The following is a 15,081-nucleotide window of genomic DNA, read 5'->3' as shown; positions in this document are numbered from 1 at the left end:
GAGTTCACAGTGAAACCGGTCAAAGTAGGCATCTGTGGGTTAGGGACCGTCGGTGGCGGTACCTTCAACGTACTTCAGCGCAACGCCGAGGAAATTGCTCGTCGTGCCGGGCGTGGAATCGAAGTGGCACAAATTGCCATGCGCACGCCAAAGCCTCAGTTCCAGACGACCGGTATTGCGATTACCAACGATGTGTTCGAAGTGGCCACGAACCCTGAGATCGACATCGTTATAGAGCTGATGGGCGGCTACACCGTTGCCCGCGAGCTGGTACTCAAGGCCATCGAGAATGGCAAGCATGTGGTCACCGCGAACAAGGCACTGATTGCCGTTCACGGTAATGAAATTTTTGCCAAGGCTCGCGAGAAGGGCGTGATCGTGGCGTTCGAAGCGGCCGTGGCCGGCGGCATTCCCGTGATCAAAGCGATCCGCGAAGGTTTGTCCGCCAACCGCATCAACTGGGTGGCCGGGATCATCAACGGCACTGGCAACTTCATTCTCACCGAAATGCGTGAAAAGGGTCGCACCTTCGAAGACGTACTCGCTGAGGCGCAAGCCCTGGGTTACGCCGAAGCCGATCCGACCTTCGACGTCGAAGGCATCGATGCAGCCCACAAGCTGACGATCCTGGCGTCCATTGCATTCGGTATCCCGCTGCAATTCGACAAGGCTTATACCGAAGGCATCACCAAGCTGACCACCGCTGACGTGAACTACGCCGAAGCGCTGGGCTATCGCATCAAGCACCTGGGCGTGGCGCGCAGCACCGCGGCCGGTATCGAGTTGCGTGTGCACCCGACGCTGATCCCGGCCGATCGCTTGCTCGCCAACGTCAACGGCGTGATGAACGCGGTGATGGTCAACGGCGATGCTGCCGGTTCGACCCTGTTCTACGGCGCCGGCGCCGGCATGGAGCCGACGGCTTCGTCGGTGATCGCCGACCTGGTGGACGTGGTTCGCGCCATGACTTCCGATCCGGAAAACCGCGTGCCGCACCTGGCTTTCCAGCCGGATTCGCTGTCGGCCCATCCGATCCTGCCGATCGAAGCCTGCGAAAGCGCTTACTACCTGCGCATTCAGGCCAAGGACCATCCGGGCGTGTTGGCTCAGGTGGCGAGCATCCTGTCGGAGCGCGGCATCAACATCGAATCGATCATGCAGAAAGAAGTCGAAGAGCATGACGGTCTGGTGCCAATGATCCTGCTGACGCACCGTGTGCTGGAACAGCACATGAACGACGCGATCACCGCCCTGGAGGCCTTGGAAGGCGTGGTCGGCCCGGTCGTACGAATCCGCGTCGAGCACCTGAACTAAGCCGTTATCGTTCACCGGGCCCGCACGCGAGCCCGGCATTGCGAACACTGTCTATTGGAGCCAGTCATGCGTTATATCAGTACCCGCGGCCAGGCACCGGCCCTGAATTTTGAAGACGTCCTGCTGGCAGGTTTGGCCACGGACGGCGGCCTGTATGTGCCGGAAAACCTGCCACGTTTCACCCAGGAAGAGATCGCTTCCTGGGCCGGCCTGCCGTATCACGAGCTGGCCTTCCGGGTAATGCGCCCGTTCGTGACCGGCAGCATTCCCGATGCCGATTTCAAAAAGATTCTTGAAGAAACGTATGGCGTGTTTTCCCACAACGCCGTTGCGCCACTGCGTCAGCTCAATGGCAACGAATGGGTACTGGAGCTGTTCCACGGCCCGACCCTGGCATTCAAGGACTTCGCCCTGCAACTGCTGGGTCGTCTGCTCGACTATGTGCTGGAAAAGCGCGGTGAGCGCGTGGTGATTGTTGGCGCCACCTCCGGTGACACCGGTTCGGCCGCCATCGAAGGCTGCAAGCACTGCGAAAACGTCGACATCTTCATCCTGCACCCGCACAACCGTGTGTCCGAAGTGCAGCGTCGCCAGATGACCACCATCTTCGGTGAAAACATCCATAACATTGCCATCGAAGGCAACTTCGATGACTGCCAGGAAATGGTCAAGGCCAGCTTCGCCGACCAGAGCTTCCTCAAGGGCACGCGCCTGGTGGCGGTGAACTCGATCAACTGGGCGCGGATCATGGCCCAGATCGTTTACTACTTCCACGCAGCCCTGCAGCTGGGTGGCCCGGCGCGTTCGGTGTCGTTCTCGGTGCCAACCGGCAACTTCGGCGATATCTTCGCCGGTTACCTGGCGCGCAACATGGGCCTGCCAATCAACCAGTTGATCGTCGCCACCAACCGCAACGACATCCTGCACCGCTTCATGAGCGGCAATCAGTACGTCAAGGAAACCCTGCACGCCACACTGTCGCCCTCCATGGACATCATGGTCTCGTCGAACTTCGAACGCCTGCTGTTCGACCTGCACGGTCGCAACGGCGCGGCAATAGCCGGCTTGATGGACACCTTCAAGCAGGGCGGCGGTTTCAGCGTCGAAGAGGAGCGCTGGACCGAGGCACGCAAACTGTTCGATTCGCTGGCCGTGGACGACGCCCAAACGTGCGAAACCATTGCCGAAGTCTTTGAGCAAACCGGCGAGCTGCTGGACCCGCACACTGCCATCGGCGTGAAGGCCGCGCGCGAATGCCGTCGCAGCCTGGATATCCCGATGGTGATCCTCGGTACAGCCCATCCGGTCAAATTCCCGGACGCAGTGGAAAAAGCCGGTGTAGGAAAAGCACTCGAACTACCTGCACATCTTTCTGATTTGTTTGAGCGAGATGAGCGTTGCACCGTGTTGCCGAACGACCTGAAAGCCGTACAGGCCTTTGTCAGTCAGCATGGCAACCGCGGCAAGCCGCTGTAACCGGTAAAAGCTGTCACATTTTGAAGCCCGTCTCCTGACGGGCTTTCTCATTTCTGCATGCCACACTTGCCGGGTTTCGTAAAAGAAGAGCCGCCCATGAAGGACGGGCGAGACGATTACCAAGGAAGTGGCAATGCTGTTTTTCAGAGGGTTTAGACCAGCCGTGTGCTGGATGTTTTTGCTGGGCACCCTGGGCTTCGGGCCGTGGGTAAAGGCAGCGCAATTGGTGGCACATGATTCCAGGGCGTCAACCGCCGTCGCACGCATTGAGCTGGATGCTCAGGAGCTGCAATGGATTCGTGATCATCCCGAGGTCGTTGTCGCGTCGGCGCAGTACCCGCTGTACCTGTTCAAGGATGATTATGGTCACTGGAGCGGTTTGAACAACGATGTGCTCGACCGAATCAGCGCCATGACAGGGCTGCGGTTCGTCCATGAAGAGTCGTTTTCTACCGATCAACTGCTGGAACAACTGGAAAACGGCGCGGCGGACATGAGCACGACGTTGGCAATAAATGACGAGCGCAAGGTGTTCCTGGATTTCAGCCATGCATTCGGCGGGGCGGGTTGGGTACTCGTGGGACTGGCCGACACACCAGCGTTACAGTCCCTGGAACAACTTTCCAGAAGAGTCCTGGTATTGCCGGCCCGGCACGCCTTGGAGGGTGTGATTCGTCGTGATTACCCGGCGATTGAGCTGCGCCTGGTCAAAACCTACGCTGAAGCCTTGGCGCTGGTGGAAAGTGGCGAGGCCTACGCCACCATAGAAAATGAAATCGGTGCGCAGCTTTATCCCTCGGACCGGCTCAAGGTAGGGCCTGCGGTGGAGGGCAAGTGGGAGGCTGATCACTTGGCGGTCCGCAAAGGACAGCCGCACCTATTGAGCATCCTCAACAAGGCGCTCGAAGCATTCCCGCCTGCAGAGCTACGCGCCATACGGCTGAAATGGCTGAATGGAATTGCACCGGTACATGCGCCCTCGGCCTGGCAGCGGATAACCCAGTGGGGCTGCTGGAGCCTGTTCATCGTTAGCCTGTTCGGCCTGCTTTCATTGCTGTGGAACCGTCGGCTCGCCGCACTGATCGAGCAACGTCGGGATGCCGAGAAAGACCTTAATGACCAGCTCGCATTTCAGCATGCGTTGATAGACGCCATGCCCGATCCGATGTTCGTGCGTGATCTGGAGGGGCGTTTGATCATGTGCAATAAAAGTTATGAGGAGAACTTGTCGACCCGTTTCGACCAGGTACAGGGTCGGCAACTGATCGAAGTCGATGTCTTGCCCAAAGATACCGCCGAGCAGCTGCACACCGAGTTCATGGCTCAGCTCGGTACTCGCAAGACTCGCTTCAGTGAACGTCAGTTGATGTTCAAGGATGGTGTCAGGGATATCTACCAGTGGACGGTGCCGTTTTACAGTGCGGACGGTCAATTGCGAGGACTGCTGGGCGGATGGAGCGATATCGGCAAGCGTACAAGGCAGGCATGAATCGGCAATACCTGTCAGTCAGGCGCAATCCCTGTGGGAGCGGGCTTGCTCGCGAAGAAGGAGTGTCAGTCGACATTAATATGGCCTGGCACACCGCCTTCGCGAGCAAGCCCGCTCCCACAGGTTCTGCACCTGGCATTAAGCGTGAATCAGCTGTTTTTTTACTGTCATCTTGACCGTGCATGCTCTAGTTACCAGAGGCGCCGGTGCGCCTGCCGTTGGAATCCAGAACTTTCTTCTCGGGCCTGTGGTCATTTACTGTGGACAACCCCAGGCACTTTGTTTTCGGACTATTGAGTGGTGATCGAGATGGAAAGTATCAGTCTATTGCTCGGTGAGGCTCTAAGCCCGTATCAGGTCAAGTTGACCCCATCGGGTGCCCATGGCGAATGCCTGGTGACACTGAAGAGTACGAGCGGCGCTATCGTGGTCGAACGGGCGTTCAATCAGGCCCAGTTAACCGATAAACGTCTGCTGACGGATGTCGTCGACGGGCTGCACCGCGACGTGCTGATCGCTGAAGGACGTCTGGAGCCCTGTGTCATCGCGGCGTTGCGCAATGCTGCTCAGGACAAGATCCTGGCCAGCCGAAATTGAATTGTTTTTTGTGGGAACCTTCCTGCGCCAAGGTCAGTCAGACCATGTAACAGCAGGATCAAGCATTGTGCTCCGGTGCTTGTAGCTTGTTGCTACTGGTCTTTATGTAGGCCACGTTTAACCCCGAGTCGTCTCCCCACTTCTCGGGGTTTCTTTTTGCCTGCGATTTGTCACTGCGCGGCCTGACGCTCGAAAAAGGCCCGGGTTTCTTCCAGGTAGTCCTTGCGTCTTTGGGGGTCGAGCCAGTCGGCGTACAGCGGGTCCAGGCGCTCGCGGGGCAGGGCGCGCAATAGCTGATTGATTTCACTGATTGCCTGTCGCCCCTGGGGCGTATTCGAGCAACCGATGTACCCGGACAAGTATTTGCCCGTGCCTTTGACCGGATAAAACTCTAACTGATCATCGGCAATATGTTCCTGACGAGCCTGATAGCGGATTTCCGGCCAGTAACCCAAGACCACTTGCAAGCGACCCAGGCGCTGCATCTGCAACAGATTGCCGAGGGCGTCGTTGCCGTAGTGAGCCGTCAGCACGCCGGGCGGCGCTTGTTGCAGCAACGTGTCGAGGAACTGACCGTAACGGCGCTCGGCCACTACACCGACTTTCTCTCGTCCGCTGGCCAACAGTGCTGCCAGATCGACTTCATCGCCAAAGAGAAAAGGCTCCAGTGCCGACCGATCTTCACGTCGGATCACCAGCCCATTGCTGACTGCCCGGAAGACCGGTATGGAAAACGCAATCCAGTGTTCGCGCTCCTCGCTCCAGATCAGCGAGGGGTCGCAGGTGAAAGATTTCTCATGGAGCATTTGCATGCCACGGGCGCGATTGACCCGCATCAGGGTGTGTTCGTACTGTGGCATCCCGGCGATCAACAGCGGCATCAGTTGATCGATAACGCCTTGGCCTTTTTTCGGGCCTTCGAAGACCGTCAGTGGCGGCAGGTCGCGCAGCAGCCAGAACAAATGTTCCTTAGGTTGCGCCAGGGCCGGGGATATCAGCCCCGCCAACAGCCCGAGCAGCACCAGCACACGCCCGATGCCGGCGTAATCGATTGCGGATGAAAGCAGGCGCTTCAGCTTAGATGGCCCCGTCTTCACGCAACCGTGTGATCTGTGCCGAGTCGTAGCCAAGGTCGTGGAGCACCTGCGCATTGTGCTCACCCAGCTGCGGCCCGACCCATTCGGAGCTGCCGGGTGTCTCAGAGAGTTTTGGCACAATGCCGGGCATCTTGAAGTCCTTGCCGTCGGGCAGCTTGGCTTGCAGGAACATTTCCCGGGCCAGGTACTGCGGATCACTGAACATGTCTTCGGCACTGAAGATCCGGCTGGCAGGAACGTCGGCCTGGTTCAGTTGCTCGATCACCGCGTCCAGCGGCAGAGAGTTGACCCAGCGATCGATCACCCCGTAAATCTCGTCGCGACGGCTGTCACGTCCGTCGTTGCTGGCCAGCACAGGGTCGTTGGCCAGGTCTTCGCGGCCGATGATCAGCATGAAACGCTTGAAGATCGCATCGCCGTTGGCGCCGATCTGTACGTGTTTGCCATCAGCGCTGGTATGGATCGAGGAGGGCGTGATGCCCGGCATGATGTTGCCGGTGCGTTCGCGGATGAAGCCGAACACGTCGAACTCCGGGACCATGCTTTCCATCATGGCGAAGATCGCTTCGTACAACGCCACGTCCACCACTTGCCCCAAGCCGCCGTTGACCTCGCGATGCCGCAAGGCCATCAGTGCGCCGATCACGCCCCAGAGCGCGGCTATCGAATCACCGATGGAAATCCCGGTGCGCACCGGCGGCCGGTCCTCGAACCCGGTGATGTAGCGCAGGCCGCCCATGGACTCACCGACCGCGCCGAAGCCTGGCTGATCTTTCATCGGCCCGGTCTGGCCAAAGCCCGAAAGCCGCACCATCACCAGTTTCGGGTTCAGTGCATGCAAGACGTCCCAGCCCAGGCCAAGCTTTTCCAGCACGCCGGGGCGAAAATTCTCGATCAAAATGTCCGCTTCGCTGAGCAGCTGTTTCAGAATCGCCAGGCCATCCGGGTGTTTCAGGTTCAGGGTCAAAGACTTCTTGTTACGCGCCTGAACGAACCACCACAGCGAAGTGCCTTCATACAACTTGCGCCATTTGCGCAACGGATCGCCGCCGTCCGGAGACTCGATCTTGATCACTTCGGCGCCGAACTCGCCGCAAATACGCGAGGCAAACGGCCCGGCAATCAACGTACCCAATTCGATGACTTTCAGACCGCAGAGCGGTTTGTTGGAGAACGGCATACTGAATCCTGTAGGACAAAGGCTGAGCGAATGCAGAGTTTTAACATAGGCCGACGCCCATCGCCCAAAGTTGATGCCTTCAATTCGTTGATTGCCGGTTGCATCGGTTAGACTTGCCGCCTTTCCTCGTATCAAGAAGCCCGTTCATGGCCCAGCCGTCCACGACCTACAAGTTTGAACTGAACCTCACCGACCTCGACCGCAGCGTCTACGAGAGCGTGAAGCAGACCATCGCCCGTCACCCTTCGGAAACCGAAGAGCGCATGACCGTGCGGCTGCTGGCCTACGCCTTCTGGTACAACGAGCAGTTGTCCTTCGGTCGCGGTCTGTCAGACGTGGATGAGCCAGCGCTGTGGGAAAAGAGCCTGGATGATCGTGTCCTGCACTGGATTGAAGTCGGCCAGCCAGACGCCGATCGCCTGACCTGGTGCTCGCGCCGCACCGAGCGCACCAGCCTGCTGGCTTACGGCAGCCTGCGTGTCTGGGAAACCAAAGTGATCCCGGCGATCAAAAACCTGAAAAACGTCCACATCGCCGCTGTGCCTCAGGAAGTGCTGGAAACCCTGGCCAAGGACATGCCGCGCGTTATCAAGTGGGATGTGATGATCAGCGAAGGAACGATTTTCGTCACCGACGACCGTGGTCAGCACGAAGTCCAGTTGCAATGGCTGAGCGGTGAACGCGGCTGATTATTCGCCGCTGAACCGCGTTACCCGGTTTTATCCTACGTATTCAAGAGAAGCACCTGTCACCCCATGCGCATCGAACCTCGCCTGTTGCCCGACACCCTGCCATTCCTCGGTGATATTCCACCGCTGCTGACCCGCCTTTACGCGGCGCGTGGCGTGCAGTCCGAGGCTGAACTGGACAAGAGCCTGGCGCGGCTGATTCCGTATCAGCAGCTCAAAGGTATCGATGCGGCGGTGGATTTGCTGGTGACGGCCCTGGAGCAACGTCAGCGGATACTGATCGTCGGCGACTTCGACGCCGATGGTGCGACGGCCAGTACCGTGGGCATGCTGGGTTTGCGCCTGCTGGGCGCGGCGCATGTCGACTATCTGGTGCCGAACCGGTTCGAGTATGGCTACGGCCTGACGCCGGAAATCGTCGAGGTGGCGCTGACCCGCGAGCCGCACCTGCTGATCACCGTGGACAACGGTATCTCCAGCGTCGAAGGCGTGGCAGCGGCGAAAAAGGCCGGGCTCAAGGTGCTGGTCACCGATCACCACTTGCCCGGCGATGAACTGCCGTTGGCCGATGCCATCGTCAATCCGAACCAGCCGGGTTGCGAGTTTCCGAGCAAAGCCCTGGCCGGCGTCGGGGTGATCTTCTATGTACTGATGGCCCTGCGCGCGCGCTTGCGCAGCCTGGGTTGGTACGAGAGCACGCCGCAGCCGAACATTGGCGAACTGCTGGACCTGGTGGCACTGGGCAGCGTTGCCGACGTGGTGCCGCTGGATGCCAACAACCGGATTCTGGTGCATCAGGGGCTGGAGCGGATTCGCGCCGGGCGTGCGCGGCCGGGAATCAAGGCGATCCTTGAAGTGGCCAAGCGTGACCATTCGCGCATCACCTCCACCGACCTGGGCTTCATCCTCGGCCCGCGTCTGAACGCGGCAGGGCGTCTGGATGACATGAGCTTGGGCATCGAATGCCTGCTCACCGAAGACACGGGTGCTGCCCGTGAAATGGCCGCTCAACTGGACGGCATGAACCAGGACCGCAAATCCATCGAGCAGGGCATGCAGCGTGAGGCGCTGGCACAGCTCAAGGATCTGCCGGTGGAATCGATGCCGTTCGGCCTGTGCCTGTTCGATCCCGAGTGGCACCAGGGCGTCATCGGAATCCTCGCCTCGCGTATGAAAGAGCGCTATTTCCGTCCGACCATTGCCTTTGCCGATGCCGGCGATGGCCTGCTCAAGGGCTCGGGGCGTTCGGTTCAGGGCTTTCATATTCGCGACGCTTTGAGCGTGGTGGCGGCGCAGCATCCGAACCTGATCAGCAAATACGGCGGCCACGCCATGGCGGCAGGTCTGACGTTGCCGGAAGCGAATTTTCCATTGTTTGCCGAGGCCTTTGACGCTGAAGTGCGTAGGCAATTGCGTGAAGAAGACCTGACCGGGCGCCTGCTGTCGGATGGCACCTTGGCGGTCGAAGAGTTTCACCTGGAACTGGCCCGCGCCCTGCGCCACGCCGGGCCTTGGGGGCAACACTTCCCGGAGCCACTGTTTCATGGGGTGTTCCAGTTGGTCGAGCAACGCGTCGTGGGTGAGCGGCACCTCAAAGTGGTGCTGAAAAGTGAATGCGGTTCGGTGAAGCTTGACGGCATTGCCTTCGGTATCGACCGTGATATCTGGCCAAATCCGACCATCAAATGGGTGGAATTGGCCTACAAACTCGACCTCAACGAGTTTCGCGGTAACGAGACCGTGCAGCTGATGATTGCCCACATCGAACCGCGTTAAGGCCTTCGCGGGCAAGCCTCGCTCCTACAGATCACCGAAATCTGTAGGAGCGAGGCTTGCCCGCGATAGCAATTTCCCTCACACCGAATCTCTCTAAACCCTCCCTCATCCCCCGATGTCGACTAGTCTCTAAGCACTGCTTGATTATCCTTGTGACGTCTTGTCGAATTTTTTGCCCGCGGGGGCGGGTGCTGCACCCTTTTTCCTGTCACTCGTCGACTATTCAAACAGAACCCTGGAGCCTGCCCACTGATTCGAGAGGTGCCCCATGAGTCTGCTGCTTGAACCCTATACCCTTCGTCAATTGACCCTGCTTAACCGCATCGCGGTGTCACCGATGTGCCAATACTCCAGCGTCGATGGGCTGGCCAATGACTGGCATCTGGTCCACCTCGGCAGCCGTGCTATCGGCGGCGCTGGTCTGGTATTCACCGAAGCCACGGCGGTCACCGCTGATGGGCGGATTACCGCCCAGGACCTCGGTCTCTGGAATGATCAACAGATCGAATCCTTGCAGCGTATTACGCGCTTCATCGCTGCCCAGGGTGCCGTTGCCGGCATCCAGTTGGCGCACGCCGGGCGCAAGGCCAGTACGCATCGGCCGTGGCTCGGCAAGCATGGCAGCGTCAAGCCGGAAGACGGCGGCTGGACCCCGGTCGGCCCTTCGCCGATCGCTTTCGACCCCCAGCACACACCACCCAAGCAGCTCGATGAGGGCGAGATCGCTGACGTCATTCAGGCCTTCGTCGATTCGGCCAAACGGGCGCTGACCGCCGGTTTCAAAGTGGTCGAAGTACACGCCGCCCACGGTTACCTGTTGCACCAATTTCTTTCGCCCCTGAGCAATCAGCGGCGCGATCAGTACGGCGGTTCGTTCGAGAATCGGATTCGGCTGGTGCTGCAAGTCACCGAAGCGGTGCGAGCCGTGTGGCCTGAAGAGTTACCGGTGTTTGTGCGGGTGTCGGCCACCGACTGGGTGGAGGACGGCTGGAACCCCGATGAAACCGTGGAGCTGGCGCGACGCCTCAAAGATCTGGGCGTGGACCTGATCGACGTCTCATCGGGCGGTACGGCGGTGAACGCCGAGATTCCTACAGGCCCGGGTTATCAGACCCGTTTCGCCGAGCGCGTACGCAAGGAGTCAGGCATTGCCACTGGCACTGTAGGAATGATCACCGAACCGGCCCAGGCCGAGCACATTCTGCGTACCTGTCAGGCCGACATCATCTTCCTCGCCCGGGAGTTGTTGCGTGATCCGTATTGGCCGCTGCATGCCGATGACGATCTGGGCGGGCACAAAGCTGTCTGGCCGGCGCAATACCAGCGGGCCACCCATCGCGACCAGCCGATTCATGAATCGGATTTGCGTGACTAGAAGGCCGCTGTAAAACCAAAAAGCCCCGGTCGTGTTGACCGGGGCTTTTTGATTTCTGGTTCGGGATGTTGGTCGGCAGTTCGGCCGTCTTCGCGAGCAAGCCTCGCTCCTACAAGGGGGCGTAGCATTAATCACCGATCCCGTAGGAGCGAGGCTTGCCCGCGAAGGGGCCATTTCAGACCCCGACTAACTCTCAGATGTACTTACGCTTATCAGGTGCAGGCGGGAAATACTGGTACAACCAGGTTTCACTCAACGTCCGGTCATTGGTGCGAATGAACAACCGCAGCTCCACCGGGGCCACGCTGTCATTGGTCGGGTACCAGTCGAAGGTAATGCGGTAGCCCTTGATGTCATCGAGCACCAACACGTTGAAGTCCTTCACTTGGCCATTCGAGCAGGTCACCACCGGCTCGATCCCCGCGCCTTCAGGCAAGCGGTCCAGACCGCCGCCGGTGAAGTCCACGGCAAAGCGTCGTGCCCAGACCTCTGGGTAATGCTCGCCCGGCGCCCAGCCTTCAATGAAACCGCCCATGCCCGAACGGGTCGCGTGGACCCGTGCCAGCGGTGTGCTCACCGGTGGCAGAGCGCTCCAATAGAGCTTGTAGCCATAGTTGAGGGAGTCCCCGGCCGCGACCGGTTTTTTCGGCGTCCAGAATGCAACGATGTTATCCAGGGTTTCGCCGGTTGTAGGAATTTCCAGCAAATCGATAGAGCCTTCGCCCCAAGCGGTTGTAGGTTCTACCCACAGACTCGGGCGCTTGCTGTACCAGTCGACGGTGTCTTGATAATTGGCGAACTCGTGATCGGTCTGCACCAGGCCGAAACCTTTAGGGTCGGTGTCGGCAAAGGCATTGAATTGCAGGGTGGCCGGGTTGTTCAGCGGGCGGCAGATCCATTCGCCGTTACCGCGCCACATCGCCAGGCGATCAGAGTCGTGGATTTGCGGGTGAATGGTGTCGCACATGCGCCGTTCGTGAGTGCCGCAGCTGAACATGCTGGTCATCGGTGCGATGCCCAGTTGCTCGATGGCGGTGCGGGCATTGACGTGGGCGTCGACTTCCATCACCACACGCTCGGCCTGGCAATCGATGTCAAAACGGTAGGCGCCAGTGGCGCTCGGCGAATCGAGCAGGGCGTAAACCACGAAACGGGTGCTGTCCTTGTCTGGTGTCTCGAACCAGAACTTGGTGAAGTCCGGAAACTCTTCACGCTTCTTGGCGTACGTATCGATCGCCAGGCCGCGGGCCGACAAACCGTACTGGCCGGTGGCATCCACCGCGCGGAAATAGCTGGCGCCGAGGAACGACAACACGTCGTGCTTATCCAGCTCCGGAGCCTTGAACAGCTTGAACCCGGAGAAACCCAGATCGGCCTTGAGCTGTTTAGTGTCAACGGTGGTTTTTTCATAGTTGAACAGCGACGGGCGGAAATGCACCTCGCGCGCCAGTCGAGTCTTGGGATCGACGCTGTACATGCGCACCGGTTGCTTGAAACCCATGCCGACGTGGAAAAACTGCACGTCCAGTTGACCTTTCAAGTCCTTCCACAGCGAGTGATTGCCGTCGTAGCGGATCGCGTTGAAGTTCTGCGGTGTCATGGTCGCCAGCGTCGGCGGCAGCACCTGTTTGGTGTCCTGATAAGGCTTGCCGGCGAGCTGTTTGGCCTGGCTCTTCAGCGCTTCGAAGTCGAACGCCACAGCGTCGCCATCAGCCGTGCTGCTGCCAGCCCAGGCGTGTGCGGCCAATAGGCCGGTGGCTGAGAGACCAGTGTAAGCCGCGATGGCCATGGAGGCTTTGAGCAAATTCCTGCGGTGCATAAGTACAACCTGTCGTGAACAATCCCGCGCCGTTCCTGGCACGTGCTGGATCTGAAATAACGGTTCGGACATGCCTTCGGCCAAACACAACGGACTTTAGAGCAGATGCCAATAAGCTTAAACCGTTCAGTTGCAGAGCAAAAATGTTTGATGGCACCGCGACAGCGCGGCAATGAAACAAGACATGTCAGGTAACGTTTCTCACAGCACTTTCTGATTTATAGGGCATATCTGCTTTTTTCGACTAATTACTCTAAAAACCGCTTTTCAGCGCCGATTTAATTTCTATTCTATGGGCATGACCGGTTTCGGCCCTTCAGGCCGGTGGGTTCAGCGCGTACAAGACGGCCGCTGAAAGTGATAGGGCGATGCGGTTTTGCAGTTTTCTCTGACGTATAGAAGGACATCGTCCATGTCGAAAGTACAAGGCATCACTGAAATATTAGGAATCTTTCCCTGGCTGACCACCGGTCGGCGAAGGCGTCGGCTCAGTTCGGAGGAGTTGAAGTTGGTGGAGCGGTATCGCGAGCTGTCGGAGAATGACCGGATTGCGATGCGGTATCTGGTGGATGCGATGCGCAGTGTTTCGCGGTTTTGAGGAGGTGATGGCTTCGGCCATGACATTCGCGGGCAAGCCTCGCTCCTACAGGTTTTGTGTCGATCAAACGACGCGCTCCTGTAGGAGCGAGGCTTGCCCGCGAAGCTTTTAATGCTTGAACATCACATGCCGCACAACGGTGTAATCCTCCAGCCCATACATCGACATGTCCTTCCCGTAACCGGACAGTTTCTGACCTCCATGCGGCATTTCGCTGACCAGCATGAAGTGGGTGTTCACCCAGGTGCAGCCGTACTGCAGGCGTGCAGACAGGCGATGGGCGCGGCCGACGTCCGTGGTCCAGACCGATGACGCCAGGCCGTAGTCTGAATCGTTGGCCCAGGCCAGCGCCTGCGCTTCATCGGTGAACCTGGTGACCGACACTACCGGCCCGAACACTTCGCGGCGCACGATCTCGTCGTCCTGTTGCACGTCGGCCAGCACCGTTGGCTCAAAGAAGAAGCCATTGCCTTCCACCGCTTTGCCACCCGTGATCAAACGGATGTGTGGTTGCGCCATCGCACGTTCGACCAACGCGGTCACGCGGTCGCGATGTTGGGCGCTGATCAACGGGCCAAGCTCCGTCGAGGGATCGTCCTGCAAGCCGTACTTGATACTGCTGACGGCCGCACCGAGTTTCTCGACGAACTGGTCGTAGATGCCTGCTTGCGCGTAAATGCGGCAGGCTGCGGTGCAATCCTGGCCAGCGTTGTAGAAACCGAAGGTGCGAATGCCTTCCACGGCGGCGTCGATGTCCGCATCGTCGAAGATGATCACCGGCGCCTTGCCGCCCAGTTCCATATGCAGGCGTTTGACGTTGCCGGCGGTGCTGGAAATGATGTTCGAGCCAGTGGCGATGGAGCCGGTCAGCGACACCATGCGCACTTTCGGATGATTGACCAGTGCGGTACCGACCGTAGGACCACGACCGAACACCAGGTTAAGCACGCCCGCCGGGAAGATGTCCGACGCCAGTTCTGCCAGGCGCAGGGCGGTCAGCGGGGTTTGCTCCGACGGTTTGAGCACCACGGTATTACCGGCGGCCAGGGCCGGGGCGATTTTCCAGGCGAGCATCATTAGCGGGTAGTTCCACGGCGCGATGGAGGCAATCACGCCCACCGGGTCGCGGCGGATCATTGAGGTGTGGCCCGGCAGGTATTCCCCTCCCAGCGCGCCGCTCATGCAACGGTTGGCGCCGGCGAAAAAACGGAACACGTCGGCAATCGCCGGAATCTCGTCGTTCAGCGCGGCGCTGTAGGGTTTGCCGCAATTGTCCGACTCCAGTTTGGCCAGCTCTTCGCCATGGGCTTCGATGATGTCGGCGAGTTTGAGCAGCAGCAACGAGCGTTCTTTCGGCGTGGTTTGCGACCAGGCTTGGAAGGCGTTGTCGGCGGCCCGCACGGCGGCGTCGACCTGGGCTTCGCTGGCTTCGTTGATTTCTACCAGCACACGGCCCAGAGCCGGGTTGAACACGGCTTGGGCGGGGCCGTCGCCATTGACGAGTTGGCCGTTGATCAAGAGTTTGGTTTGCATGGCTATGTCCTCATCGAAGCTGTTGTATTTCTGTCGGAACCGAACTCCCGTAGGAGCGAGGCTTGCCCGCGAAGGCGATTTTACATTCAACATTAATGTCGACTGACACACCGCCTTCGCGGGCAAGCCTCGCTCCTA

The 15,081-nt window shown here is 59.3% G+C and carries 12 protein-coding genes; 8 read left to right on the top strand and 4 right to left on the bottom strand.

Annotated features, from left to right (window positions below; translation table 11 throughout):
- The first annotated feature begins 9 nt into the window (after positions 1 to 9).
- The 4 genes from KW837_RS21640 to KW837_RS21625 all read left to right on the top strand — a co-directional run bounded on the left by KW837_RS21640 (position 10) and on the right by KW837_RS21625 (position 4,876).
- A complete protein-coding gene (locus KW837_RS21640) occupies positions 10 to 1,314 on the top strand; it encodes a homoserine dehydrogenase (protein ID WP_134101880.1) in 1,305 nt (434 codons plus the stop codon).
- A gap of 66 nt (positions 1,315 to 1,380) precedes the next feature.
- Positions 1,381 to 2,790: a threonine synthase gene (gene thrC / locus KW837_RS21635; protein ID WP_038979090.1), complete on the top strand. Its 1,410-nt coding sequence runs from the start codon at positions 1,381 to 1,383 to the stop codon at positions 2,788 to 2,790.
- 133 nt (positions 2,791 to 2,923) lie between these two features.
- Positions 2,924 to 4,279, top strand: a complete 1,356-nt coding sequence (locus tag KW837_RS21630) for a transporter substrate-binding domain-containing protein (RefSeq protein ID WP_218398536.1) — start codon at positions 2,924 to 2,926, stop codon at positions 4,277 to 4,279.
- A 309-nt stretch (positions 4,280 to 4,588) separates the two neighbouring features.
- Entirely contained in the window at positions 4,589 to 4,876 is a 288-nt protein-coding gene (locus KW837_RS21625; RefSeq protein WP_218398534.1) for a DUF3509 domain-containing protein, read from the top strand.
- Positions 4,877 to 5,046: 170 nt separating this feature from the next.
- Here KW837_RS21625 and KW837_RS21620 read toward each other — a convergent pair whose 3' ends face one another.
- Complete coding sequence (locus tag KW837_RS21620) at positions 5,047 to 5,973, bottom strand: TIGR02285 family protein (RefSeq protein WP_218398532.1); 927 nt, start codon at positions 5,971 to 5,973, stop codon at positions 5,047 to 5,049.
- Positions 5,954 to 7,153, bottom strand: a complete 1,200-nt coding sequence (locus KW837_RS21615) for a CaiB/BaiF CoA-transferase family protein (RefSeq protein WP_192344168.1) — start codon at positions 7,151 to 7,153, stop codon at positions 5,954 to 5,956. The genes KW837_RS21620 and KW837_RS21615 overlap by 20 nt, the downstream gene beginning before the upstream one ends.
- Before the next feature lie 146 nt (positions 7,154 to 7,299).
- On the opposite strand from KW837_RS21615, the gene KW837_RS21610 reads away from it, so the two are divergent.
- The 3 genes from KW837_RS21610 (at position 7,300) to KW837_RS21600 (ending at position 10,993) form a co-directional block, all read left to right on the top strand.
- Entirely contained in the window at positions 7,300 to 7,842 is a 543-nt protein-coding gene (locus tag KW837_RS21610) for a YaeQ family protein (protein WP_007897614.1), read from the top strand.
- A gap of 66 nt (positions 7,843 to 7,908) precedes the next feature.
- Positions 7,909 to 9,618 (top strand): single-stranded-DNA-specific exonuclease RecJ, encoded by a 1,710-nt coding sequence (gene recJ, locus KW837_RS21605; protein WP_218398530.1) that lies wholly within the window; start codon positions 7,909 to 7,911, stop codon positions 9,616 to 9,618.
- A 268-nt stretch (positions 9,619 to 9,886) separates the two neighbouring features.
- Entirely contained in the window at positions 9,887 to 10,993 is a 1,107-nt protein-coding gene (locus KW837_RS21600; protein ID WP_192344170.1) for an NADH:flavin oxidoreductase/NADH oxidase, read from the top strand.
- A gap of 193 nt (positions 10,994 to 11,186) precedes the next feature.
- Here KW837_RS21600 and KW837_RS21595 read toward each other — a convergent pair whose 3' ends face one another.
- Positions 11,187 to 12,812 (bottom strand): glucan biosynthesis protein D, encoded by a 1,626-nt coding sequence (locus KW837_RS21595; protein WP_218398528.1) that lies wholly within the window; start codon positions 12,810 to 12,812, stop codon positions 11,187 to 11,189.
- A gap of 412 nt (positions 12,813 to 13,224) precedes the next feature.
- Here KW837_RS21595 and KW837_RS21590 point away from each other — a divergent pair, with 412 nt between their 5' ends.
- Positions 13,225 to 13,410 (top strand): hypothetical protein, encoded by a 186-nt coding sequence (locus KW837_RS21590; RefSeq protein ID WP_123498061.1) that lies wholly within the window; start codon positions 13,225 to 13,227, stop codon positions 13,408 to 13,410.
- A 108-nt stretch (positions 13,411 to 13,518) separates the two neighbouring features.
- Here the strand turns inward: KW837_RS21590 and KW837_RS21585 are convergent, their stop codons facing one another.
- Entirely contained in the window at positions 13,519 to 14,943 is a 1,425-nt protein-coding gene (locus KW837_RS21585) for a gamma-aminobutyraldehyde dehydrogenase (RefSeq protein WP_218398526.1), read from the bottom strand.
- Positions 14,944 to 15,081 lie beyond the last annotated feature (138 nt).

The organism is Pseudomonas sp. PDM24, assembly GCF_019218905.1.
In the GTDB taxonomy this organism is placed as follows: Bacteria; Pseudomonadota; Gammaproteobacteria; order Pseudomonadales; family Pseudomonadaceae; genus Aquipseudomonas.
Note: the sequence above shows the minus strand (reverse complement) of the source record. Positions and strands in the feature narration are given on the sequence as shown.